At 71.4% G+C, this 23,992-nt stretch carries 21 protein-coding genes, 2 tRNA genes and 3 pseudogenes; 18 read left to right on the forward strand and 8 right to left on the reverse strand.

Annotation, left to right across the window (positions count from 1 at the left end):
* Positions 1–19: 19 nt before the first annotated feature.
* Positions 20–1,417: an MFS transporter gene (locus tag ACGFZQ_RS00970; RefSeq protein ID WP_393838588.1), complete on the reverse strand. Its 1,398-nt coding sequence runs from the start codon at positions 1,415–1,417 to the stop codon at positions 20–22.
* Between the two features lie 68 nt (positions 1,418–1,485).
* Between ACGFZQ_RS00970 and ACGFZQ_RS00975 the strand changes: the two genes are divergently transcribed.
* From ACGFZQ_RS00975 to ACGFZQ_RS00990, 4 genes are all read left to right on the forward strand, one after another.
* Complete coding sequence (locus ACGFZQ_RS00975) at positions 1,486–2,013, forward strand: helix-turn-helix domain-containing protein (RefSeq protein ID WP_351745255.1); 528 nt, start codon at positions 1,486–1,488, stop codon at positions 2,011–2,013.
* Positions 2,014–2,061: 48 nt separating this feature from the next.
* Positions 2,062–2,376 (forward strand): DUF6412 domain-containing protein, encoded by a 315-nt coding sequence (locus ACGFZQ_RS00980; RefSeq protein WP_393838589.1) that lies wholly within the window; start codon positions 2,062–2,064, stop codon positions 2,374–2,376.
* Positions 2,377–2,474: 98 nt separating this feature from the next.
* Entirely contained in the window at positions 2,475–3,179 is a 705-nt protein-coding gene (locus ACGFZQ_RS00985) for a YidC/Oxa1 family membrane protein insertase (RefSeq protein ID WP_393838590.1), read from the forward strand.
* A 129-nt stretch (positions 3,180–3,308) separates the two neighbouring features.
* A complete protein-coding gene (locus ACGFZQ_RS00990) occupies positions 3,309–4,166 on the forward strand; it encodes a fumarylacetoacetate hydrolase family protein (RefSeq protein ID WP_393838591.1) in 858 nt (285 codons plus the stop codon).
* A gap of 80 nt (positions 4,167–4,246) precedes the next feature.
* Here ACGFZQ_RS00990 and ACGFZQ_RS00995 read toward each other — a convergent pair whose 3' ends face one another.
* Complete coding sequence (locus ACGFZQ_RS00995; RefSeq protein WP_393838592.1) at positions 4,247–4,747, reverse strand: heme-degrading domain-containing protein; 501 nt, start codon at positions 4,745–4,747, stop codon at positions 4,247–4,249.
* On the reverse strand, positions 4,747–5,817 hold the full coding sequence (locus ACGFZQ_RS01000) for a Gfo/Idh/MocA family oxidoreductase (protein ID WP_393838593.1): 1,071 nt from the start codon (positions 5,815–5,817) through the stop codon (positions 4,747–4,749). The genes ACGFZQ_RS00995 and ACGFZQ_RS01000 overlap by 1 nt, the downstream gene beginning before the upstream one ends.
* 48 nt (positions 5,818–5,865) lie before the next feature.
* On the opposite strand from ACGFZQ_RS01000, the gene ACGFZQ_RS01005 reads away from it, so the two are divergent.
* From ACGFZQ_RS01005 to ACGFZQ_RS01045, 9 genes and pseudogenes are all read left to right on the forward strand, one after another.
* On the forward strand, positions 5,866–6,984 hold the full coding sequence (locus tag ACGFZQ_RS01005; protein WP_393838594.1) for an ROK family protein: 1,119 nt from the start codon (positions 5,866–5,868) through the stop codon (positions 6,982–6,984).
* Between the two features lie 133 nt (positions 6,985–7,117).
* Positions 7,118–8,062, forward strand: a complete 945-nt coding sequence (locus ACGFZQ_RS01010; protein ID WP_393838595.1) for a hypothetical protein — start codon at positions 7,118–7,120, stop codon at positions 8,060–8,062.
* A 54-nt stretch (positions 8,063–8,116) separates the two neighbouring features.
* Positions 8,117–8,539: pseudogene (locus tag ACGFZQ_RS01015) on the forward strand (GntR family transcriptional regulator); the annotation flags it as partial.
* Positions 8,540–8,543: 4 nt separating this feature from the next.
* Positions 8,544–8,705 (forward strand): annotated as a pseudogene (locus ACGFZQ_RS01020) (ABC transporter permease); the annotation flags it as partial.
* Positions 8,704–8,979: pseudogene (locus tag ACGFZQ_RS01025) on the forward strand (ABC transporter substrate-binding protein); the annotation flags it as partial. The pseudogenes ACGFZQ_RS01020 and ACGFZQ_RS01025, both read left to right, overlap by 2 nt.
* 149 nt (positions 8,980–9,128) lie before the next feature.
* Entirely contained in the window at positions 9,129–9,908 is a 780-nt protein-coding gene (locus tag ACGFZQ_RS01030) for an HAD-IIA family hydrolase (RefSeq protein WP_351745215.1), read from the forward strand.
* A gap of 142 nt (positions 9,909–10,050) precedes the next feature.
* On the forward strand, positions 10,051–10,617 hold the full coding sequence (locus tag ACGFZQ_RS01035; protein ID WP_393838596.1) for a hypothetical protein: 567 nt from the start codon (positions 10,051–10,053) through the stop codon (positions 10,615–10,617).
* 15 nt (positions 10,618–10,632) lie between these two features.
* Positions 10,633–11,304, forward strand: a complete 672-nt coding sequence (locus ACGFZQ_RS01040; RefSeq protein ID WP_393838597.1) for a class F sortase — start codon at positions 10,633–10,635, stop codon at positions 11,302–11,304.
* Positions 11,305–11,631: 327 nt separating this feature from the next.
* Positions 11,632–12,660 (forward strand): glycoside hydrolase family 6 protein, encoded by a 1,029-nt coding sequence (locus ACGFZQ_RS01045; RefSeq protein WP_393838598.1) that lies wholly within the window; start codon positions 11,632–11,634, stop codon positions 12,658–12,660.
* 103 nt (positions 12,661–12,763) lie between these two features.
* Here the strand turns inward: ACGFZQ_RS01045 and ACGFZQ_RS01050 are convergent, their stop codons facing one another.
* The 3 genes from ACGFZQ_RS01050 to ACGFZQ_RS01060 form a co-directional block, all read right to left on the reverse strand.
* Entirely contained in the window at positions 12,764–14,701 is a 1,938-nt protein-coding gene (locus tag ACGFZQ_RS01050) for a galactose oxidase-like domain-containing protein (RefSeq protein WP_393838599.1), read from the reverse strand.
* Positions 14,698–16,677 (reverse strand): glycosyltransferase family 2 protein, encoded by a 1,980-nt coding sequence (locus tag ACGFZQ_RS01055; RefSeq protein WP_393838600.1) that lies wholly within the window; start codon positions 16,675–16,677, stop codon positions 14,698–14,700. Before ACGFZQ_RS01055 ends, ACGFZQ_RS01050 begins: the two co-directional genes overlap by 4 nt.
* A gap of 461 nt (positions 16,678–17,138) precedes the next feature.
* A tRNA-Lys gene (locus ACGFZQ_RS01060) sits at positions 17,139–17,212 on the reverse strand.
* A gap of 186 nt (positions 17,213–17,398) precedes the next feature.
* Between ACGFZQ_RS01060 and ACGFZQ_RS01065 the strand changes: the two genes are divergently transcribed.
* From ACGFZQ_RS01065 to ACGFZQ_RS01085, 5 genes are all read left to right on the forward strand, one after another.
* Positions 17,399–18,700: a peptidoglycan-binding protein gene (locus ACGFZQ_RS01065; protein ID WP_393838601.1), complete on the forward strand. Its 1,302-nt coding sequence runs from the start codon at positions 17,399–17,401 to the stop codon at positions 18,698–18,700.
* A gap of 48 nt (positions 18,701–18,748) precedes the next feature.
* Positions 18,749–19,879, forward strand: a complete 1,131-nt coding sequence (locus ACGFZQ_RS01070) for an SPFH domain-containing protein (RefSeq protein WP_393838602.1) — start codon at positions 18,749–18,751, stop codon at positions 19,877–19,879.
* Positions 19,880–19,992: 113 nt separating this feature from the next.
* Positions 19,993–20,598 carry a lytic polysaccharide monooxygenase gene (locus ACGFZQ_RS01075; RefSeq protein WP_393838603.1) on the forward strand — a complete coding sequence of 202 codons (606 nt, stop codon included), beginning with the start codon at positions 19,993–19,995 and terminating at the stop codon, positions 20,596–20,598.
* Positions 20,599–20,728: 130 nt separating this feature from the next.
* Positions 20,729–21,199: a DUF3592 domain-containing protein gene (locus ACGFZQ_RS01080; RefSeq protein ID WP_393838604.1), complete on the forward strand. Its 471-nt coding sequence runs from the start codon at positions 20,729–20,731 to the stop codon at positions 21,197–21,199.
* 108 nt (positions 21,200–21,307) lie between these two features.
* Positions 21,308–22,897 (forward strand): long-chain-fatty-acid--CoA ligase, encoded by a 1,590-nt coding sequence (locus ACGFZQ_RS01085; protein ID WP_393838605.1) that lies wholly within the window; start codon positions 21,308–21,310, stop codon positions 22,895–22,897.
* A gap of 55 nt (positions 22,898–22,952) precedes the next feature.
* Here the strand turns inward: ACGFZQ_RS01085 and ACGFZQ_RS01090 are convergent.
* Together ACGFZQ_RS01090 and ACGFZQ_RS01095 are read right to left on the reverse strand one after the other, a co-directional pair.
* Positions 22,953–23,026 (reverse strand) — tRNA-Lys (locus tag ACGFZQ_RS01090).
* A gap of 107 nt (positions 23,027–23,133) precedes the next feature.
* Positions 23,134–23,892, reverse strand: coding sequence for an IclR family transcriptional regulator (locus ACGFZQ_RS01095; protein ID WP_393838606.1), 759 nt, complete (start codon positions 23,890–23,892; stop codon positions 23,134–23,136).
* Positions 23,893–23,992 lie beyond the last annotated feature (100 nt).

Raw genomic sequence — 23,992 nt, forward strand, 5'->3', positions numbered from 1 at the left:
TGACGGCAGGGCGGACCGCTCACCCCCGCTCCCGCAGCGCCACCACGCTCGCCGCCCCCAGCACCGCCACCCCCGCCGACACGGCCATCGCCACGTCCGCCCCGTGCGCCAGGCCGGCGCCGGACGAGGTGGCCAGGGCGATCGTCAGGGCCACGCCCGCGCAGGAGCCGATGTAGCGGAACGTCTGTTGGGCGCCCGAGCCCATCGCCGCGCGGGCGGGTGGGACCGACTCCACCGCGAGGAGCGGGAGCGCGGCGTTCAGGAGGCCGCTGCCCACGCCGCTGAGGATCAGGCCGGGCAGCAGGCGGGGCCACGAGCCCGCGTCCAGGGCGCCCAGCATCGTCAGTACTCCGCCCGCGTGCAGCAGGAAACCGGCGGCGAGCTGCCAGCGCGGTGACACCCGGCCCGCGAGCCGCTTCGCCTGCAACGCCACCGTGAACGACAGGCCGGACCAGAGCAGGACCAGCCACGCCGTGTCCATCGCGGACATCCCCAGTGTCCGCTGGAGCAGCGCCGGCAGGTAGCTGAACAGGCCTATCACCGCCAGGCCCGTGAACAGGCCGCCGGCGGAGGAGGACAGGAAGCGGGGGCTGCGCAGGAGGGACAGGTCGATCATCGGGGTGGACGAGAAGCGGCGCTCGATGAGGGCGAAGGCCGCCAGCAGGACCACCGTCGCCGCCAGCAGCAGGCCCACCGGTGCGCGCAGCCAGCCGTCCCGGCCCAGGGTCAGCGCCGCCACCAGCGCCACCAGGGCCAGGCCGAAGGCCAGGGCTCCGGCCACGTCCGGACGGCCGCCTCGCGGTGAGCGGGACTCCGTGAGCGCGCGGGAGGAGAGTCCGGCCACCAGCAGCGCGGCCACGCCCAGGACGCCGTACGCCGCCCGCCAGTTGGGTATCGCCCCGGCGACCAGCGGGCCGAGCGCGATGCCGCCGCTCACGAATGCGCCCCACACGCCCGTCGCGTGCAGCCGGCCGCGCGGGGTCGGGAACGCGGCGACCAGCAGGCCCAGGCTGCTCGCCAGGATCGCCGCGCTGGCCGCGCCCTGCGCCACCCGGGCGAGGGTGAAGGCCCAGGTGGAGGTCGTGAGGCCGCCGAGGACGGTGGTCAGGCCGAGGGCGAGGGTGTCGGCGACGAAGATCCGGCGGCGGCCGTAGTCGTCGGCCAGGCTGCCCGCCACCAGCAGCAGCGCGGCGAGGCCGAGCGGGGTGCCGTTCAGCAGCCAGGCCTGTGTGGAGAGAGGGGTGTGCAGGGCGGCGGCCGTGTCCGGGAGCGTGATCATCGGGGCCGTGTACGTCATCAGGGCCACGGCGGTCGCGGCGCTGGTCAGCGCCAGGGTGGGGCGGCCGCTCGGGGCCGGGGGCGCAGTCGTCGGCGACGGGCTCGCCCGCTTCATGGTTCTTTCATTGAACCTAGTCATGGCAGTACCGTAGCAGCATTGGTTCGTTCATTGAACCTGAGACAGGGAAATTGGCTAAGGTGGTCCCCATGGCACTGGGCAAGGACTATGTGACGCAGGAGTGCTCCATCGCCCGCGCGCTGGAGGTCGTCGGCGAGCGCTGGACGCTGCTCGTCATCCGCGACGCGCTCTACGGCGTCCGGCGCTACAACGACTTCCTCGTCCATCTCGGCATCCCGCGCGCCGTCCTGTCGGCCCGCCTCAAGACGCTCACCGAGGAGGGCATCCTGGAGAAGCGCCGGTACCAGGAGTCGCCGCCCCGGGACGAGTACGTCATCACCGAGCGCGGGACCGAACTGTGGCCCACCCTGCGCGCCCTCGCCGTCTGGGGGCGCGAGAACCTCATGGACTGCCGGCTGCGCTACTTCCGGCACGTGGACTGCGGCACCGAACTCGGGTCGTACGGCGAATGTCCCGCGTGCGGAACCGTCGTGCCCGTCGCCGACGTTGTTATTACGCCGGGACCGGGACTCGACCCCGACCCGGCGGATCCGGTCAGCCGGGCGCTCCTGAAGCCCAAGAGGCTCCTGGAGCCGCTGGAAACCGATCATGTATAAACAGCAATAAGCAGCAGTCAAAGCAGTAGCGAAGGGGGAGGGGCGCGCGTGAATCGCTGGTCGGCCGTGCTGTCGCGTCCCGTCGCCTTCCTGCTGCTCGTGCTGCTCGATCTCCTGCTGCTCGACTCCGGCAGCCTCTTCACCACCGTCGCGCTCGCCGCGACCGCCGCCGTCGGCTCGGCCCTCGCGGTCTCCTCCGTGCTCGCCGCCCGCTCCGCGCCCGCCGTGCCGCCCACCCGGATCCGTACGGCGATCCGCGACCGGGCCCGGCGTACGGCCTTCCTGCCGCAGCGCGACCCGGACGCCAAGGGCCGCAGCCGCCCCCGAGCCCCCGGACACGCCCTCCCGGCGACCACCGCGTAAGGCACCCGAGAGTCCGTTCCGGGTGACCCCGCGCGGGTCGTCATGCCGTTTCACCTCTTCATCCACGGCACGACGAGACCCCCGGAGGGCTCCCACCCATGTCCGTTTTCGCTGCCCTGGTCGAGCAACTCGCCGACCTGCTCCAGCCGTTCTTCCACGCCTCGGCGGCCGCCGCCGCGATCGTCCTGTTCACCGCGCTCGTACGACTGCTCGTGCATCCCCTGTCCCGCGCCGCCGCCCGTGGCCAGCGTGCCCGGGCCGCGCTCCAGCCGAGAATCGCCGAGCTGAGGAAGAAGCACGGCAAGGACCAGGAGGCGCTGCAGAAGGCCGTGCTGGAGCTGCACGCGGAGGAGAAGGTGTCACCGCTGTCCGGCTGTCTGCCCGGGCTGCTGCAACTGCCCGCGTTCTTCCTGCTGTACCACCTCTTCTCCAGCTCCACGATCGGCGGCCAGGACAACAGCCTGCTGAACCATTCGCTGCTGGGCGCCCCGCTCGGCGGGCGGGGGGTCGACGTGCTCGGCAGCGGGGCCGGGGGCGCCGGCCTTGTCTACCTGGGGCTGTTCGTCCTTGTGGCCGCGGTCGCCACCTTCACCTTCCTGCGCACCAGGCGGACGACGGCCGCGGCGGTCGTGAGCGGCGTGGAAGGCGAGCAGGTGCCGGGTCTTGGCGCGGTCACCAAGGTCACGCCCTACCTGTCGTACTTCACTCTGTTCACGGTGGCCGTGGTGCCGCTGGCCGCCGCGCTGTACGTGGTGACCAGTACGGCGTGGAGTGCCGTCGAGCGTGCCGTGCTGTACCGATGAGGCCGGGGGTACGGTCCAGTACGTGAACAGGGTATTGCCCGCTGCAAGTTCTTCTCGGAGGATCGACCAGTCCTCCGATGGCTGCACCCATCGGCCGGGCGCCCGCTATCAAGGGAGATGGTGACGACCATGAAGCTGCTGCGAGTCGGTACGGCGGGGGCGGAGCGGCCCGCGCTGCTCGACGCCGAGGGGGTCCTGCGGGACCTGTCGGGGATCGTCGACGACATCGACGGCGCCCTGCTCGCCGACGAGGGCGCGCTCGGCCGGGTCCGCGCCGCCGCCGAGGCCGGGGAACTGCCCGCGCTCGACGCGACCGGGCTGCGGGTCGGGCCGCCGCTGGGGCGGATCGGCAAGATCGTGTGCATCGGGCTCAACTACCACGACCACGCCCGCGAGACGGGCGCCGAGCCGCCGGCCGAGCCGGTCATCTTCTTCAAGGCCGCGGACACGGTCGTGGGGCCGCACGACACGGTGCTGGTCCCCCGCGGGTCCGTGAAGACCGACTGGGAGGTGGAGCTGGCGGTCGTCATCGGGCGTACGGCGCGTTATCTGGCCGACGACGAGGATCCGCTGGCGTACGTCGCCGGGTACGCGGTCGCGCACGACGTGTCCGAGCGGGAGTTCCAGATCGAGCGGGGCGGGACCTGGGACAAGGGGAAGAACTGCGAGACGTTCAACCCGCTCGGGCCGTGGCTGGTCACGGCGGACGAGGTCGGGGATCCGCAGGCACTGTCGCTGAAGCTCTGGGTCAACGGGGAGCTGAAGCAGGACGGGACCACCGGCGAGCAGATCTTCTCGGTCGCGGAAGTCGTGCGGTACGTCAGCCGGTTCATGGTCCTCTACCCCGGTGACGTCATCAACACGGGGACGCCGGCGGGGGTCGCGCTGGGGGCGCCCGAGCCGAAGCCGTTCCTGCGGGGCGGGGACGTGGTGGAGCTGGAGATCGGCGGGCTTGGTCGTCAGCGCCAGGAGTTCAAAGACGCCTAAGGGGCGAGGGGTGCTCTGCGCGGGCGGGTGCGGCTTCGTGGTGGTTGCTCGCGCAGTTCCCCGCGCCCCTTTTCTGTCGGCTACGCCTCCAGAAATCGCTCCAGCGCTTCCACCACGAAGCGGTGGTCCTGGAGTTGGGGGAGGCCGGAGACCGTCACCGAGCCGATCACGCCCACGTTCTCCACGGTGAGCGGGAAGGAGCCGCCGTGGGCCGCGTACGCGTCGGGGTCCAGGCGGGAGGACTCCTCGAACGTCGTGCCCTTGGCCCGGAAGCGGGCTCCCACCAGGTAGGACGCGGAGCCGTACCGCTCCACCACCCGGCGCTTGCGGGTGATCCAGGCGTCGTTGTCGGGGGCGGAGCCGGGCAGGGCCGCGTGGAAGAGCTGCTGGCCGGCGCGGTGGATGTCGATGGCCACCGGGGCCTGCCGCTCCCGTGCCATCTCCACCAGCAGGGAGCCGAGGGCCCATGCGTCGTCGTTGGTGAACTGCCGGAAGACCAGGAGGCGTTCCTGCTTCTCCAGCTCCTCCACCGACGGGGTGAGTTCGGGAGTGGACCGGGGGGTGATCTGCGGGTGGTGCATCAGAGGGCCACCGTCACCTTGTCTCGCGCCGAGCGGCGGGCTGCTTCCAGTACGTCCAGGGCGGCGGCCGCCTCCAGCGCGGTCACCGGGTTGGGGCCTGCGCCCCGCAGGGCCCGGGCCACGGCCGCGTAGTACGCGGGGTAGTCGCCGGGCAGGGTGGGAACGGCACGGCCGGCGCCGGTCACCGGGGACTCCCCGGCGCCGATCCTGCCGTACAGGGACTCCGGCTCGACGCCCCATCCGGGGCCCGGGCGCTCGCCCTCGCGCAGCGCGGCCTCCTGCGGGTCCAGGCCGTACTTGACGTAGCCCGCCTTCGAGCCCAGCACCCGGAAACGCGGGCCGAGCTGGGCCGCCGTCGCCGAGGCGTAGAGGTGGGAGCGGACGCCGCTCGCGTGGGTGACGGCGATGAAGGTGTCGTCGTCGGTCTCGGCACCGTCCCGGCGGATGACCGACTCCGCGTACACCTCGGTGGCCGGGCCGAAGAGGACCAGGGCCTGGTCGACGACATGGCTGCCGAGGTCGTACAGGAGACCTCCGATCTCTGCCGGGTCGCCGGACTCGCGCCAGCCGCCCTTGGGCTCCGGGCGCCAGCGTTCGAAGCGGGACTCGAAGCGCCAGGGGTCGCCGAGTTCGCCCTGCTCGAGGAGGCCGCGCAGGGTGAGGAAGTCGTTGTCCCAGCGGCGGTTCTGGAAGACCGAGAGCAGCAGGCCGCGCTCCTCGGCCAGGGCGGCCAGCTCGCGGGCCTCGGCCGCGGTGCCGGCCACCGGCTTGTCGACCACGACCGGCAGTCCCGCCTTGAGGGCGGTCGTCGCCAGCGGGACATGCGTCCTGTTCGGGGAGGCGATGACGACCAGGTCGAGGGCGTCGGCGCGGTCGAACAGCTCGTCGGGGGCGGCGACGGTCCGGACCTCGGGGAACTCGGCCTTCGCCTGCGCCTGCCGCTCGGGGTTCGAGGTGACCACCGTGTCCAGGGCGAGGCCCTCGGTGGCGGCGATCAGGGGGGCGTGGAAGACGGATCCGGCGAGGCCGTAGCCGATGAGGCCGACGCGGAGGGGAGTGGCAGCTGTCATGCCTCCCACTTTGGCAACGCTGTTGCCAAAGCGCAAGCGGTGGGGAGAATGGGTGGCGTGAACAGGACGAGGAGCGGGCGACCGGGTGCGGCCGGAGCGAATCTGCCGGCCATGCGCAGTCACAACACCGCGCTGGTGCTGGATCTGCTGCGCACGGCGGGGGAGGACGGCATCAGCCGGCTCGAACTGGCCGAGCGGACGGGCCTCACCCCGCAGGCGGTCAGCAAGATCACCGCCCGGCTGCGCGAGGAGGGCCTCGCGGCGGAGGCCGGGCGGCGCGCGTCCACGGGGGGCAAGCCGGCCACCGTACTGCGGCTGGTGCCGGAGGCCGGGCACGCGGTCGGGCTGCAGCTCGACCGGGACGAACTGCGTGCCGTCCTGGTCGACCTCGACGGCACGGTCGTCGGCGCACGGCACGGGGAGCTGGACCTGGGGGCGGGGGCGGCGGCCGTGCTGGGGGCCGCCGCCGAGCTGGTCGGGGAGCTGCGCGCGGAGGCGCCCGGAGAGGTCCTCGGGGTCGGCGTCGCGGCGCCCGGGCCGCTCGACCACATCCACGGTGTGCTGCACCGGGTCACCGGGTTCCCCGAGTGGGACGGCTTCCCGCTGCGGGACGCGCTCGCGGAGCGGCTCGGGGTGCCGGTCGTCGTCGACAAGGACAGCAACGCGGCCGCCCTCGGACTCGCCGTCGGCGGCGAGGGCGGCTCCTTCGCCTATCTGCACCTCGGTACGGGGCTCGGCGCCGGACTGGTGATCGGCGGCAGCGTGCACCGGGGGGCGCGGACCGGGGCGGGGGAGTTCGGGCATCAGGTCATCCAGCTGGACGGCCCCCTGTGCCACTGCGGCAACCGGGGCTGCATCGAGGCGCTGTGCCTGGCGGCGGTGGGCCGCGCGGATCCGGACGAGGCGGCGCGGGTGCTGGGCGCCGGGGCCGCGAACCTGGCCGCGCTGCTCGACATCGACCTCGTGCTGCTCGGCGGCCGCACGATCGCGGCCGCCCCGGAGACCTTCGTCCACGGCGTCGCCGCCGTCCTCGACGCCCGCGCCCGCCGGGAGGGCAGCCTCGGTACGACCGTCCCCGTCCGGCTCGCCCCCGGCAGCGACCGGCGGGTCGCGGAGGGCGCGGCCCAGCTGCTGCTCGCTCCGCTGTTCGGCCGCGCGGACGGCTGACGGCTGACGGCTGACGGCTGACGGCTGACGGCTGACGGCAGGGCGGCGCAGGGGGCTGATCGAGCGGAGTTGGTGTGCCCTCGCGGAGTGGCACCGGTCCGATCCCGGCGGTGCCCGGCATGATCACATGATCATGCGACTGAGCACGTCCCTGTCCCTCTGCGTGGCCGCAGCCGCCGTTCTCGCCCCCGTGCCGTCGGCGACCGTCGCGCCCCTGTCGTCGTCGGAGACCACCGCCCCCGCCGACGCGTCCTGCGCGGGCGCCGACGAGCAGGGCTTCCCCCTCGCCACCCGCATCCACGACGGCCCCTCGTCCTACGAGGCCGGCGGCGGTTACGGCACCTGGTACCTGGACCTCACCAACACCACCGACCGCACCTGCACCGACGTCCACCCGGTCGTCGTCCTCGTCGACGACAAGCGGGCCCTCAAGCCGTCCCAGGCCGAGCTGGAGTTCTACGACGGCCCGCGCACCCGCCCGGTGCAGCTCACGGAGACCGACGAGTCCGAGCTGGTCGGCGTGTTCGACGGGGACGGCTTCCCGGGGCTCACCGTGGCACCCGGGGCGACCGTCTCGGTGAAGGTCAGACTCGCCGTCGCCTCCGACGCCGTACCGAACGCGGTCACGGCCAACGCGGCCGTCGTACAGCGGCGTGGGTCGGACGGCGACTGGGTGGGGGAGTCGGACGACTACCGTTTCGGCATCGGCGGCGAACCGCCGCCCGCGAGCGCCGCCCCCGCCGTCCCCTCCATCGGCGCGGAGGTCGGCCCCGGGACCTCCCCCGGGATCTCCCCCGGGACCTCCGCGGGGACCGGCCCGCACGCCAGCCCCGGCACCAGCTCCGGCACCGGCTCCGGCGTCAGTCCGAAGGCGACCCCCGAGGTCACCCCTGAGGGCACCCCCACCGCCTCCCCGGGCATTGCCCTGCCCTTCGCAGAGGCGGCTGAGGAGGCCGGAGAACGCGCCCGCGAACTCGCCGGCACCGGCCTCGGCCTGGCCCACGGGCTGCTCGCGGCCGCCGTCGCCCTGCTCGCCGTGGGCGGCAGCGTGTTCCTGCTGGCCCGCAGACGGCGCTGAGCGGTGCCCACGGCCCTGCCCGACGACGGAGGCGCCGTCTGCGAACATCCCTGCGTGGACTACCCGAACGACCAGGCCCCCGGCGCCCCCGTCCGCTCCGGCATCCCGGAGCACGGCCGCATCCCGAAGTACTACGCGGTGAAGGCGCGGATCGATGATCTCGTCGGCGATCTGGGGGAGGGCAACGTCATCCCCACCGAGCGCGATCTGTCGGAGGCGTACGGCGTCGCCCGCGAGACCGTCCGGCAGGCGCTGCGCGAGCTGGTGCTGGAGGGCAAGCTGCGCCGGCAGGGCCGCGGCACGGTCGTCGCCGGGCCCAAACTGGCGCAGCCGCTCTCCCTCGCCAGCTACACCGAAGGCGTACGACGCCAGGGGTGCACCCCCGGCCGCAGTCTGGTCACCCTCGACCGCTTCCCCTGCCCGGCCGCCCTCGCCGACGAGACCGGCCTCGAACGCGGCGAGCCCGTCTGGCAGGTGGGCGGTGTCCCTCGTCCTCGGCGCCTCCTTCGCCACCCACGGGTCCGGCGCCCTGCCCTCGGGGCCGACCACCGGCAACTTCCGTTCCGCCACCCGCGGTGACGCCCTCCAGGCGCTCACCACCAGCCTCGTCACCGCCGTCACCGCGAGTCTGCTCGCGCTCGCAGGCGCCGACGACGTGGGAGGAACTGCTCGACGGCTCGTACAAGAACAAGCTCCAGTACTCCACGCCCGGTGTCGCCGGTGACGGAACCGCCGTACTGATCAAGGCGATCCACGACTTCGGCGGGGAGAAGCAGGCGCTGGACTACCTCGGCAAGCTCCAGGCCAACAACGTCGGCCCGTCCGCCTCGACCGGCAAGCTCGCCCCCAAGGTGGACAAGGGCGAACTGCTGGTCGCCAACGGCGACGTGCAGATGAACTACGCCCAGTCCGCCACCGGCAGCTGAGCCACCCCGTCCGAGGTGACGGACGGGGTCGCGTGCACGCAGTCCTGACTAGGCTGGGGGCGTCGGTACGCCGTGGTTCCGGCGCCCCCCGCTCGCACATGACCGCATGTACGCCATCCGCACGCCAGGAGACGCACCACATGGCAGACCGCAAGCCCATCGAGTCATGGCTCACCGACATGGACGGGGTTCTCATCCACGAGGGCGTCCCGATCCCCGGAGCGGACGCGTTCCTGAAGAAGCTGCGGGACTCCGAGAAGCCCTTCCTGGTCCTCACCAACAACTCCATCTACACCGCCCGTGACCTGCACGCACGGCTGCGCCGGATGGGCCTGGACGTGCCGGTGGACAACATCTGGACCTCGGCCCTGGCCACCGCCCAGTTCCTTGACGACCAGCGGCCCGGCGGCAGCGCCTACGTCATCGGCGAGGCCGGCCTGACCACCGCGCTGCACGACATCGGGTACATCCTCACCGACCACGAACCCGACTTCGTGATCCTCGGCGAGACCCGCACCTACTCCTTCGAGGCGCTCACCAAGGCCGTGCGCCTGATCAACGACGGCGCCCGGTTCATCGCCACCAACCCCGACAACGTCGGCCCGTCCGTCGAGGGCGACCTGCCCGCGACCGGCTCGGTCGCCGCGCTGATCACCGCCGCGACCGGCAAGGAGCCGTACTTCGTCGGCAAGCCCAACCCGCTGATGATGCGGGCCGGGCTGAACGCGATCGGCGGCCACTCGGAGACCTCCGCGATGATCGGCGACCGGATGGACACCGACGTCCTCGCCGGCCTGGAGGCCGGGATGCGCACCTTCCTGGTGCTGTCCGGCGTCACCCAGCCGGACGACGTCGACCGCTACCCGTTCCGACCCTCCCAGGTCGTGGACTCGATCGCGGACCTCGTCGACCGGATCTGAACCACGGACCGAACCGCGGACCGAACGGCGTCCCAGCGGTCCGGCACCAAACCTGATCTCACTCGTACGGAGCAACAAGGCGCCCCCCGAGGATGCGGGGGCGCCGGGTGCGGGGGAGCCTCCAGATATCTGGAGGTTCACGATGGGCTCACTTCGCCTCACTCTCTGTTCCGGACTGCTGGCCTGCGCCGCCGGCCTCTCCCCGGCGGCCGCCCACGCGGCGGACGGCCAGGGGGTCACCGTGACCCCGGCCTCCCCGGCCCCGGGCTCGGTCGTGGCGCTGCGGGTGAGCGGTTGCTCCGGCACGACCGGCGCCGCCTCCTCGGCGGCCTTCGTCTCGGACACCCGCCTCAGCGGCTACGACGGCACCCTGACCGGCCAGAGCCAGGTCCGCTCCACGATCGGCGCCGGCACCTACGACGTGAAGGTCACCTGCGCCGGCTCCGTCGTCGGCGGCACCGTCACCGTCGTAGGACAGTCGCCCCTCGCGCAGTCGGGGGCCGGGCAGCCGGACGGATCCGGCGTCCTGCCCGCCACGCCGGTCGCACCCGTGCACGCGGGCGGCGGCGGCACCACCCCGCTCGCCTCGGTCGAGCCCCGCTCGACCGGTCCCGACACCGCGCAGGCGGTCACCGGTCTCGTCCTCGCCGGATTCGCCGCGGCCGCCGTCGGGCTGCTCGGCGCCCGGCGGAGCCGCGGCCCACGCTGAGGAGACAGCACGACGATGTCCGACGACGAAACCGAACGATCCGCCGGCACCGGGCGGCTGCTGACCGGCGTGGCCTGGGCGATCCTGCTGCTCGGGCTGTGGCTGTGGGGCCGCGGGGTGACCGAGGTACCCGACGGCATATCCGGCCCCACCACGGGTGACGTGGCCGCCGTCGGCCGCCCTGCCGACGCCGAACTCCCGCCCGCCGCCAAGCCGTTGGACTCGGCCCCGCCCGAGCGCATCGACATCCCGGACCTGGGCGTGCAGGCCCCCGTGGTCGCCCGCGGCCTCGACGGCAAGGGCGGGATCGACCCACCGCCCTTCGACCAGCCCGGCGTGGTCGGCTGGTACGGCTCCGGGACCGAACCGGGAGCCGCCGGCACCGCGATCCTGGTCGGACACGTCGACACCGAGACCCGGCCCGCGGTCTTCTACAAGATCAGCGCCCTGCGCCCGGGCGAGACGATCCGCGTGGTCCGTACCGACGGCACGGTCGCCGAGTTCACCATCGACGACGTACAGGTCCTGCCCCGCGACCACTTCGACGCCCAACAGGCCTACGGCACCCGCGAGTCGGGCCGCGCCGAACTCCGGCTGATCACCTGCGGCGGCACCTTCGACCGGAGCACCCACAGCTACACGGCGAACGTGGTCGTCTCCGCGTACCTCACCGGAACCGCCGTGTAGAAGCCGTACCGGACTCACCTGGCCCGGTCGACGGTCCGCTCCCCTGAGACCGCCGGCCGGGCCGGTCCTCGACCGCGCGCGCTCGGGCTGCGGGAGTAACCCGGGGACGGGCGCGGGAGGCTGGGAAGGCACGGCCGGGGGCCGGGCCGCCCGCAAGCGACTCTAGAGGGGAACCCGCGCCCGGGCCTAGGTTCGCGCTCGCCCGGCCTCCTCCGCGCCGTCAACCCGGGCTGTAACAGCTCACCGACAAGACCGGGCGATCTCGTGGCGAGTGCGGTGGGTATGTCACGATTGGGGCCTGGCCAAGTGCACCCAGGGGGGAATTGGATGTACGACAGCAGGGGGGCCCGGCCGCCGGCCTGGACGTGGGCACTGGGAGCGGCACTGCTGCTCGCCGGCTGCTCCTCGGGCGGGGGCGGCGACGACCGGCCGGACACCGCGGATCCGGGCGCGGCGATCACCCAACAGCCCAAGGGGGCGGACCCGTTCTGGGTGAACCCCGACTCCAACGCGGCCCGCCAGGTGAAGGCCTACGCGAAGGCCGGCAAGGACACCGACGCCGAGCAGATCCGCAAGATAGCGCAGCAGCCGACCGGCGAGTGGATCGGCCCGGAGAACCCGGAGCAGGAGGCGCGCGGATTCACCGAGGCCGCGCAGAAGTCCGACCGTACGGCCCTGCTGGTCCTCTACAACATCCCGCACCGCGACTGCGGTCAGTACAGCCAGGGCGGCGCGGCCGACGGCGACGCGTACCGGGCGTGGATCGACGGGGTCGCCCGGGGCATCCAGGACCGCCCCGCCACGGTGATCCTGGAACCGGACGCCGTACTGCACCTCGTCGACGGCTGCACCCAGGCCCAGTTCGCCGAGGAACGCTACGACCTGCTGCGCGACGCGATCACCAAGCTCGGGTCCCTGAAGAACACGAAGGTGTACCTGGACGCCGGGAACGCCGGCTGGGGCCACCCCGACCAGATCTACCAGCCCCTCCGACAGGCGGGCATCACCGAGGCGGACGGCTTCGCGGTCAACGTCTCCAACTTCTACTCCACCGAGGACTCCATCACCTACGGCAAGCAGCTCTCGGAGAAGGTGGGCGACAAACACTTCGTCATCGACACCAGCAGAAACGGCAACGGCCCCTACGCGGGCGGCGACCCGGACGAACGCTGGTGCAACCCACCGGGCCGGGCCTTGGGAGAAACGCCGACGAAGAAGACGGCAGACGCCCTGGTGGACGCCTACCTGTGGGTCAAACGCCCCGGCGAATCAGACGGCACCTGCAAGGGCGGGCCCCAGGCGGGCAATTGGTGGCCGACCTACGCTCTGAAACTGGCGCAAGGGTCAAAAACCTAGGGGCGCGAGGCGTTGTCCATATGCGGCTCCGCCGCGTGGGCGCGACCAGCCGCAACGCTCCCGCACGCAAAGAACTGCATGCGGGAGCGTTGTGGCACAAAAACTACGGCACCTTCACCCACCGAGCCTCACTCGGCGTCCCCTGATCGTCGTCCACGAACACCATGTACCACCCCGACGGCACCAGGTTCCGGTTCTTCGGTACCGTCACCGTGATCCGGTTCCCGGACGTCCTGAAGTCCAGCGCGACCGAGCGCTGGTCCACGTCCGTGACATGCGTGGTCGCACTCGGCCGGATCAACCGCACCTTCTTGATCGTCGAAGCGTGCTGGGACGTGAACGTCCCCGACCCGCCCCGGGCGATGGTCGCCGGCCCGCCGCTCAGGGACGGCCGTGAGTCCCGGTAGAGATACGGCGGCGTGTAGATCTCGATCCGCTGCTCGAAAACCCCCGGTTTGGTGTTGGCCTTGTCCGCGTACAGCGGGTTTGACCCGAAGAACATGACCCGGCCGTCGGGCAGCAGGATCGACCCGGAGTGGTAGTTCCGCCCCACCAGCGGATCGGCCACCTTCCGGAAGGAGTTCGTGGCGGTGTCGTAGATCCGCGCCTGTCGGATGTCGGAGTCGCCGCGTCCCCGGTAGTCCTCGGAGCCGCCCGACACCAGTACGGAGTCGTCCGGCAGTACCGAGATCTGCGGATACCGCGTCCCCTTCTCCAGCGAGGGCCCGTCCACGAACTTCGGCGCGGCGTCCTTCAGGTCGATGAGCCGTGTCCTGTTCGTCGACAGCTTGGACTCGCCGACCCCGCCGCCGCCGACGACCAGGTACTTCTCGTCCTGCGCCGGAGGCAACAGCACGGTCCCCGAGGTCTCCAGAATGTTCGGGTCGCTGAGCCCGGGCAGCTTGGTGAACCGGTTGGTGTCCACGTCCCAGATCCCGGGGTCGCGCCCGACGTCGTCCGGCCCGTACCCGGCGTTGGAGCCCGAGTAGAAGAGCTTGCCGTTCTGCAGGAGGAACAGCGCGGGATAGGTCGGGAACTGGCGCTTGTACTTGGTGTACGTCCATTTCTTCGTCGCCGGGTCGAAGACCTCGTTCTTGCCCGGCACCAGCTGCCCGATGTCGTCGAGCCCGGAGACACTGAGGACCTTGCCGTCCGACAGCGTGGTGAGCGTCGGATACCAGCGGGCCTCGTTCATCGGGTCGACCTTGATGTACTTCTCGGCGACCGGATCGAATTCGTAGGCGTTCTTGATGCCTTCGAAGTCCCGCTTGTCCATGCCGAGTTTGTTGGCGATGCCGTAGGTGTTGCGGGCGTCGGCGCCGGTCAGTCCCTCGATGCCGTAGTTGTCCTGGGTGCCGGTCTCGTACTGGGTGCCCTCCTTCGGGGCCTCGACGACGATCCGTGCGTAACCGGGGTTGTTCCGCAGGAACTTGCCGGTCTTCTTGTCGAAGACCTTCGTCGCACGCGGGATCAGCACCGAGTCGTCGGAGAGGAACGACTTGCCGTTCCCCTTGCCGGTGAACCGGGTGCCCTTGGGCAGGGTCATCGGTTTGTCGGGGTTCTCGTTGTAGAGGATCATGACGCCGCCGGCCTTCTTGACGTCACCCTTGAGCTTCTCGTACTGCTTGGTGCCGCCGGCGATCAGGATGTTGCCGTCGGCGAGCTGGGTGTGCCCGGTGCAGAACAGGTCGGCCGGGGTGGGCACCTTCTTGACGGTGCCCTTGACCGGGTCCCAGATCCGGCTGTCGTAGATCTTCGCGTCGAAGTTGTCCTGGTTGTTGCCCGAGCCCGCGACCAGCAGCACCTTTCCGGTGTGCAGGAGTGCCGCGTGGATGGTGTCCTGGCGGTACTCCTTCGGGAACTCGATGACGTCCCAGTGGCCGTTCTCCGCCTTGTACTCGGGTCTGTTGATCTTGTACTGGTGGTATTGCTCGGTCCCGAAGCGGTACACCCATGGCCCGTTCATCCCGGCCAGGACGAGAACGACCGCCGTGCCGATCGCGAGACGACGAGCCCGGCGGCCGCCGGCGCTGTCGGTCATTCCTTACGTCCCCCCAGCCCGCCGAGCGCGATCCGCATGGTCTCCTCCGGGTTCCCGCCGCTGCCCGCGGGCGTCCAGCTGGGCCGCTGCTGCGGGGCGTGCGCCGCGCGGGTGTATCCGGGCGGCACCGCGTCCTCCGGCTCGGCGGCGACCACGGGCGTCCTGCTCTCCTTGCGCAGCGTGTACCGCCAGGCGAGGATCGGGGCCGCCGTGATGAGCAGCGCCAGCGTCGCCCAGGTGAGCATCGCCGGGTGCGAGTGGCCGCCGGCGAAGCCGGCGGCGAGCGAGCCGCCGAAGACCAGGATGAAGAACCAGTGGATCCGGAACGTGCCGAACAGCGTGTCCGGGCTGGCCGACTCGCCCTTGGGCGTGACCACGAACTTGCTCTTGCGGCGCAGCACGGCGTCCATCAGCGAGCGGGCGTAGATCGGCGCGGACAGCGCCGACATCACCATGCCGGCCACCCCGCCGGAGCCCTCCGGTTCGTGCGGGGAGACGTTGTGCCGCCGGTTCCAGATGTACAGGCCGATCTGGAGCGCGGAGGCGTTGCCGTAGAGCATCAGCCACACGGTGGGGTCGATGTTCACACCCGAGGCGCCCAGGCCCAGGAACAGCGCACAACTCAGCGCGGCCAGGATCCAGTTGAGGGCGGACATCGGGTAGAAGATGATCATCATCGTGTAGTTGAAGAACTTGCCCGGCGACAGCGTGAACAGGCCTCTCCAGTACTGCTTGAGGATCGTCTCGTAGGTCCCCCGGGACCAGCGCAGCTGCTGGGTGAAGAAGTCGGTCCAGGCGTTGGGGCCCTCGCCGACCGCGAGCACGTCCGGGGTGTACACCGAGCGCCACTTCCGCCCCGTGGCCGGGTTCTTCGCCCGGTGGATCTCGAAGCCGGTCGCCATGTCCTCGGTGATCGAGTCGTACAGGCCGCCGATCTGCTTGATCGCCCTGATGCGTACGGCGTTGGACGTGCCGACGAACATCGGGGCGCCGTAGCGGTTGCCGGCGCGCTGGATCAGGGCGTGGAAGAGGAACTGCTGGGACTCGGCGGCCTTGGTGATGGGGTTGTCGTAGTTGCCGTACACCTGCGGGCCGATGACGAAGCCGACGTCCGGGTCACGGAAGTAACCCAGCATCCGCTCCAGGTAGTTGGGCAGCGGGACGTGGTCGGTGTCGACGGAGGCGAAGAAGTCGTACTCGTCGCCGTGCGCCTCCAGCCAGGCGTTGTAGTTGCCGTGCTTGGTCTTGGCGCGGTGCGGGCCCTTGGGCTGGTTCCACTTCTCGACGCCCTTGCGGGTGAAGTGGTGCACGCCCAGGCGCGCGCAGACCTGCTTCACCTCCGGATCGTCGCCCTCGTCGAGCAGCCAGATGTGCAGCAGGCCGCGATGGCGCAGCCGGACCGCCGCCTCCAGGGTCCGGGTGACCATGTCGAGGGGTTCCTTGCCGGGCACGAACGTGGTGATGAACGCGACCCGGGTGCCGGTCTCCGGGACCACCGGGACCGGGTCGCGGGCCACCAGGGTGGCGTGCGCGTTGGACAGCACGTTCATGCAGCGGAAGAACTCGATCAGGCCGATCGACACCAGCATCACGATGTCGAGGGCCGGCAGGAAGTCGTAGGCCGGGTAGTCGCGCTGGGTCCAGTGCTCGGGCTGCAGCAGCCAGGTCAGCAGCACCAGCGAGAGCAGCGGGGCCGCGCCCAGCATCAGGGCGGCGCGCAGGCGGTGCGGTTCCTGGGAGAGCAGTGAGCGGTACTGCACCTTGTAGGGCTTGCTCGGATCGGGCTGGGTGAGGGGGCCCGCGAGCCTGCTGTAGTGCTCGTAGTCGTATCTCGGGAGTGTCTTCTTGATCCGGCGCAGGGCGCCGGTGGTGCTTCGGTGTGCGGGTACGCGGAGCTGTGTGGTCTGTGACGGGTCGTATGTCTGTGACGGGTCGTGGTCCTGTTCCTGCCGGGCGCCCGTCGGCGTCGACGTCATGAGTCATCCCCCCACACGCGCAGATCGGCGCGTGTCTGTCGGTCCCACCGCCCGGTCGGATCCCCCTCGATCAGGCCGGGCGCGTCAATGGCGGGGCACGGTCGTTCCACAGATATGGACACGGACCGTGACCGTCCGGTTGCATGATGCCCCCCTCGGCATCGATTCATGACCGGGGTCCCTCACCCCGCAGATCTGGCAACCGGTTACCTACCCCCCAAGTGCCCCGAATCATCAGCACTTTGGACATCCAGGGTTCTACGGTGCCGAGCATGATCGCAAGAGCGAAACGCGGTGTTTACCGGTCATAGCTGTTCATTGTGGAACCTGTGGTGATTGTGTGGATCGACCGTGTCGGTAGTTGACATAAAGGGGCACATGGTGCCGAAGCGCCCTGGTGTGGCCGGTGGGGTGTACGCCAGAAGGCCCCCCGCTGCTGCGGAGGGCCTTCTGGGTGTCTGTGCGCCGCCAGGGACTCGAACCCCGGACCCGCTGATTAAGAGTCAGCTGCTCTAACCAACTGAGCTAGCGGCGCGTGCTGACAGCGAGAACTCTACCCGACGGAGGGCGGTGCTCCCGACCTGCGGCCACCGGGGGGACCCCCGTCCAACCCCTGCTGTACATCATTCGGACCGTCAGCATGCGCACCGAGGCGACAGTTGGGAAACTGATCAATGTGCACAGTCCCGGACATATCCACCCGAAGCGTGAGGGGAATCGCATGCCGGCCCCGGTATTCGAGGAATTCGACCCCGCGAACGACTGCGAATGCCCCGGCTGCGTCCACTGGCGGCGGGTCGGCCCGTACCCGCTGCCCGGGCGTTTCGGCGGGCACCCGGCCGCCCGGGGCGTCCTGGTCGTGGCCGCCGCCGCGTCCGCCGCCCTCGCCACGAGCGCCCCGACGGCCGCCGCCCACAGCACCCCGCCCGCCCCCCACCGGCCCGCCGTCCCCGCGGACGGCGAGCCCGACACCCCGCAGGGCGCCAAGTCGCCCCTGCACGGCCCCGGCGGCAAACCCGTCCACGGCCCGGTCACCACGCCCCCCATCACCCGTACGGAGATCATCAACCGGGCGAAGATCTGGGTCGCCGCCCAGGTGCCGTACAGCATGTCCCTCTACTGGACCGACGGGTACCGGCAGGACTGCTCCGGCTATGTCTCGATGGCCTGGGGGCTGACCGGGAACGAGTGGACGGGCAGCCTCGACCAGTTCGGCACGAAGATCACCAAGGCGGAGCTCCAGCCCGGCGACATCCTGCTCTTCCACAACCCGGACAACCCGGAGAAGGGCTCGCACGTCGTGATCTTCGGGGGCTGGACGGACTACACGCAGACCGCTTACACGGCGTACGAGCAGACACCCCCGCATGCCCGCCGCCAGTCCACGCCCTACGCCTACTGGAGCAACTCCGCCAAGTACGTCCCCTACCGCTACAAGGGCCTGATCGCGGACCCGGGCGCGGCCGGCGCCCAGGCCGGGAGGACGGCGGTGCCGTTCCCCGGCGCGGCCTACTTCGGTCCCGGCGCCGACAACAAGTACGTCACCCTGCTCGGCCGGCTGCTGATCGCCCGGGGCGGTGCCGGCCACTACCCCAAGGGCGCGGGCCCGGTCTGGGACACCTCGGACCAGCGGGCCACCCGGGCCTTCCAGCTCGCCCAGGGCTGGACCGGCGCCGCCGCCGACGGTCTGCCCGGCCCGCGTACCTGGGAACTCCTCGCCACCGGCAAGGGCAGGAACATCAAGCCCGCCACCACGGCCACGCCCGCCCCCGCCTCGCACGGGGTCGCGGGCTACCCCGGCAAGAACCACTTCCGTCCGGGCGCCACCAACGACTACGTCGCTCAGCTCGGCAGGCAGCTGGTCAAGAAGGGCTTCGGCCGTTTCTACACCGACGGTCCGGGCCGGGCCTGGGGCGAGGCGGACCGCAGGGCCGTCGAGGCGTTCCAGCGCACCCAGGGCTGGCGCGGCGGCGCGGCCGACGGCTACCCGGGGCCGGAGACCTGGCGCCGCCTGTTCCTGTAACGACCCGACGATCACGTGACGCATCTGGCGCGGAGGCTGGAGGCAGGCATGAGTACGACGACCGCACACACCCCTGAATCGGACGACCCCCCGGACGGCGGGCCGCCCTCCCGTCCGGTCCCCCGGCTGATCCAGAACGAGGCCACCACCGAGATCCCCGTCCATCTGCTGTTCCGCGACGACCCCGACCCGGTGTCGGTCCCGCTGCGGCCCGCCGTGGTCGGCCGCCGGCAGGGCACCGGCGAACAGCCCCGGCTGCGCCGCCCGGCCCCGGCCAAGCCCCGGCCCGTCGCCGCCGTCGACCCCGAACTGGTGGAGCGCCCCGCCCGGGTGCTGCCCGGCGCGGCCGGGGTGGCCGCCGGGCTGGGCGGGATGGCCGGAGGCCTCGCCACTTCCTGGTGGGCTGGAGTGCTGCCCCCGCTCGCGGTGCACGCGCTGCGCCTTCCGGCGTACGCGGGCGCGGGACTCGGCCCGGCGCAGTGGGCCGCGTACGCCGGAGCCGGCGCGCTCGGCCTGTTCGGCTTCGCCGGGCTCGCGCGCGGGGCGACCGGACGGGCCTGGGTGCTCGGCCTGTTCGGCCGCTACCGGGGGACGGTACGGCGCACCGGCCTGCTCTGGGTCAACCCGCTGCTGCTGCGCCGCCGCGTCGACGTCCGGCTGCGGCACTGGCGCAGCGAGGAGATGCCGGCGGCGGACGGCAACGGGGTCGCGCTGCGGGTCGTCGTCCTGGTGGTGTGGCGGATGCGGGACACCGCGCGGGCGGTGCTCGGTGTCGACGACCACGAGACGTACCTGCGCGAGTGCGTGGAGGCCGCGCTAGCCCGGGTTCCGGTGGAGGTGCCGGGCCGGATGCGGGGTTCGGTCGAGATGGCCACCGACGCGCTGACCCGGCTGGTGGCGACGGACGCGGCCGGGATCGGCCTGGAGGTGTTCTCCGTGCAGCCGGTCCGGGTGGAGTACGCCCCGGAGGTCGCCGCGGCCATGCACCGCCGCCGGATCGCCGCGCTCGACGCCCAGCAGCGGGCCGGGATGCTCGCCTCCGTCGTGGACTCCGTCGAGGACACGGTGACCCGGCTGACCATGCGCGGCCTGGTCGAACTCGACGACTACGAGCGCAAGGTGCTGGTGCGGGACCTGACGGTGGCGTTCTGCTCGGGGCGCTCCGACTCCGCACCCTGACGGGAGGTGATGGGTCGTTGATATGGACACGGTCAACTGATGGCAATAATCTGGGACTTGGTCTAGACCTGCACGGCTCACAGAACCTCCCCACGTTCTCCAGGAGCGGCAGCATGCGTAAACGGACCAAGATCTCGGCCGTCGTGCTCGGTGTGGCGACCGCCGGAGCCTTCGCGCTCTCCACCGGCGGCGCCAGCGGGCACGGCTACACCGACCTCCCCATCAGCAGGCAGAAGCTCTGCGCCAACGGCACCGTGACCAACTGCGGTGACATCCAGTGGGAACCGCAGAGCGTCGAGGGCCCGAAGGGCTTCCCGGCGGCCGGCCCCGCCGACGGCCAGCTCTGCAACGGCGGGCTGAGCCGGTTCGCCCAGCTCAGCTCGCCCACCACGCCGTCCGGCGGCGCCTGGCCGACGACGAAGGTGACGGGCGGCCAGTCGTACACCTTCCGCTGGCAGTTCACGGCGATGCACGCCACGACCGACTTCAAGTACTACGTCACCAAGTCGGGCTGGAACCAGAACCACGCCCTCGCCCGTTCGGACCTCAACACCACCCCCTTCCTCACCGTCCCCTACAACGGCCAGCGCCCGCCGAGCACCGTCAGCCACAGCGGCACCCTGCCGTCGGGGCTGAGCGGTCACCACGTGATCCTGGCGGTCTGGACGATCGCCGACACGGGCAACGCGTTCTACGCCTGCTCAGACGTCACGTTCTGACCGGCGCCGTTCGACGACTGGGTAACATCCGGCTGATCTGAGCTTCGCTTGAGGACCTGCGGCAGGTCGCAGGGGTACGTTCCCGCCACATCGGTCAGTCGGACCGGTGTTCGTCATCCGGGGGACTGCCATGGGCCTGCTGCAAGCGTTCTTCTACATCATTCCCGGCATCTTCGTCGTCGGCGGGGTGTACGGGGTGATCAGAACGGTGAAGCGGTCCCGCCAGATCAGCCGGACGTGGCGGCACGGCCGTACGGCCGAGGCGCGCTGTCTGCGGTCGTACACCACGACCAGCGGCGGCGGGGACACGTCCGTGACGACCACGCTGCACCATGTGTACGAGTTCACGACGGCCGAGGGGCGGACTGTCCGCATCGACGAGAGCAACGGGCGGTCCACCGTCGTCGAGGGTGACTTCGTCACGGTGTACTACCTGCCGGAGAACCCGGAGGGGGCCACGGCGCGGCCGCCCGCCCCGGGGAAGCTGGCCGCGGGGACCGGGTGCACGGTGGCGTTCTTCGCGGTGTTCATCGGGTTCGCCCTGACCTTCATGGGGGTGGTGCACTCCTTCTTCTCGGTGGCGGACGGGTTTGCTCCGTGAGTGCCGCGATCTGTGAGCGAGGCGCTGCGGGTTCGTCGTGGTTGATCGCGCAGTTCCCCGCGCCCCTTGGGTATTTATCTGACGGGGTGTCAATTAATCTGCCTCTTCATGGCCTTCGAAGTGCGCACCGTCGCTGAAGCCGTCGCCGCCCGGTGGGGTGACCACCGGCCGGGACTGTGGTTCGAGGAGCAGGTGCTGACGCATCACGAGGTGGCCGGCGGGGCCGCCGCCCGTGCGGCTCTGCTGAGGGATCTGCTGCCGTCCGGTGCCGTGCCCCATGTGGGCGTGCTGCTCGACAACACCCCGGAGTTCCCGCTCTGGCTGGGGGCCGCCGCGCTCGCCGGGGCGGCCGTCGCCGGGGTCAATCCGACCCGGCGCGGGGCCGAGCTCGCGCGGGACATCCGGCATGCCGAGTGCCCGGTCCTCGTCACCGAGCGGGCCCATCTGCCGTTGCTCGACGGGCTGGAGCTGCCCGGAGTGCGCGTCCTCGTCACCGACGATCCGGCGTACGGCGCGCTGCTCGCGCCCTATCTCGGCGCCTTCCCGGACGCCTCGCGGGCCGCCCCCGGTGACCGGATCCTGCTCTACTTCACCTCCGGTTCCACCGGCGCCCCCAAGGCCGCCCTCTGCTCCCAGGGCAGGCTCGCGGCGGCCGGGCGGTCGCTCGCCGGGCAGTTCGGGGTCGGACCCGAGGACGTGCACTACATCTGCATGCCGATGTTCCACGGCAACGCGGTGATCGCCGACTGGGCGCCCGCGCTGACGGCGGGCGCCGGGGTGGCGCTGCGGCGGCGGTTCTCGGCGTCGGGATTCCTCCCGGACGTCCGGCGCTACCGGGCGACCTACTTCACCTATGTCGGCCGTGCCGTGCAGTACATCCTGGCCACCGAGCCGCGCGCCCACGACCGGGACAATCCGCTGCGGCTCGGCTTCGGCACGGAGGCCGGCGCGGTGGACGCGGCCGCCTTCGAGGAGCGGTTCGGGGTGCGGCTGGTCGAGGGGTACGGCTCGTCGGAGGGCGGGGCCGCGATCCAGTGGTCGCCGGGGACGCCCGGCGGGGCGGTGGGGCGGGCGGCGCCCGGTCTCGTCGTACTCGACCAGGAGACGGGGGCGGAGTGCCCGGCCGCGGTCTTCGACGCCGGGGGTCGGCTGCTCAACGGGGAGCAGGCCATAGGAGAGCTGGTGAACCGGGCGCCGAACCCCTTCGAGGGGTACTGGCGCAACCCGGAGGCGGAGGCCGAGCGGCGCCGCGGAGGGTGGTACTGGACCGGGGATCTCTTCTACCGGGACGAAGACGGCTTTCTGTACTTCGCGGGCCGCACCGATGACCGGATCCGGGTGGACGGGGAGAACCTGGCCGCCGCGATGATCGAGAACATCGTGGCACGGTACGAGGGCGCGGATGCCGTCGCCGTCTACGGGGTGCCGGACCCGGTGACCGGGGACCAGGTGATGGCGACCGTCGCCGGGCGATTCGAGCCGTTGGACTTCGCCGAGTTCCTGCTGGCCCAGCCCGACCTGGGGACGAAGATGGCGCCCCGGTTCGTGCGGGTGGTGGAGCGGATGCCGGTGACGGCGACCAACAAGATCCAGCGGGCCGCACTGCGCAGGGAAGGGGTGCGGTGCGCCGACCCGGTGTGGTGGCGGCCGCCGGGCGAGCAGACCTACCGCAGACTGACCGCCGAGGACGCGCAATAAAGAGAGGGCGAGCAGCGTCCGCGCTTTCCGCGGACAAGGCTCGCCCTCGTCATCGTGCGCCGCCAGGGACTCGAACCCCGGACCCGCTGATTAAGAGTCAGCTGCTCTAACCAACTGAGCTAGCGGCGCATGACTCTCGCCGAACCGTCCGATCTCTGTCTCGCGGCTGGCGACGAAGAAAATACTACCTGGTCCGCGGGGGTGCTTCCGACCAGCCTCGGAGGGAAGCCGCCGGCTCAGATGGCGAGGGAGAGCAGTACCGGGGCCGCGCTGCGGTTCAGCGCGTCGGCGGCCTGCCGGAGCCGGTGCGCGTGCTCGACCGGCAGGGACAGGGCCAGGCAGCCCACCGACGAGCCCGCGGTGATCGGCACCGCCGCGCACACCGTGCCGATCGCGTATTCCTGGAGGTCCAGGACCGGCACCGTCGGCGGCTGGGCGGCCAGCCGGGAGAGCAGCAGCTTGTCGCTGGTGATGGTGCGCGAGGTGAGGCGGGCCATCTTGTGCCGGGAGAGATGGTCGCGGCGGCCGTTGTGGTCGAGCTGGGTGAGCAGGCTCTTGCCGATCGCGGTGGCGTGCGCGGAGGACCGGAAGTCCACCCACTCGTTGACCGCGGGGGTGCCCGGGCCGGCCGCGTACGGGCCGATCCGCACCTCGCCGTCGACGTACCGGCTGAGGTAGACCGCCGCGCCGACCGAGTCGCGCAGCCGGTCGAGGACCAGCTGGAGCTGCTCGCCGAGGGCGCGCTCCCGGTCGTGCGCGGAGCCGAGGCGGCGCAGGGTCTCGCCGGTGACGTAGGCGCCGTCGGCGACCTGCTCGACATAGCCCTCGCGGCGCAGCATGCGCAGCAGCGTGGTCAGCCGCTCGGGTTCGAGACCGGTCCGGCGGGCCAGTTCGGTGTCGGTGACGCCGTCGGCGTGCCCCGCCACCGTCTCCAGGACGCGCAGCGCGTCCTGGGCGGAGTGGTACGGGGCGGTCGGCTCGTGCTTCAGCGCCACGGTGAATCCCCCTGCGCTCGCTCGGCGACGCTGCCTTCGGCAGCACTGCTTGGGCCGTGATCCGGGCAACGGATCCTCTCCACGATAACGGGCAGCAGCC

This window comes from Streptomyces sp. NPDC048254 (genome assembly GCF_043201895.1).
GTDB lineage: Bacteria > Actinomycetota > Actinomycetes > Streptomycetales > Streptomycetaceae > Streptomyces.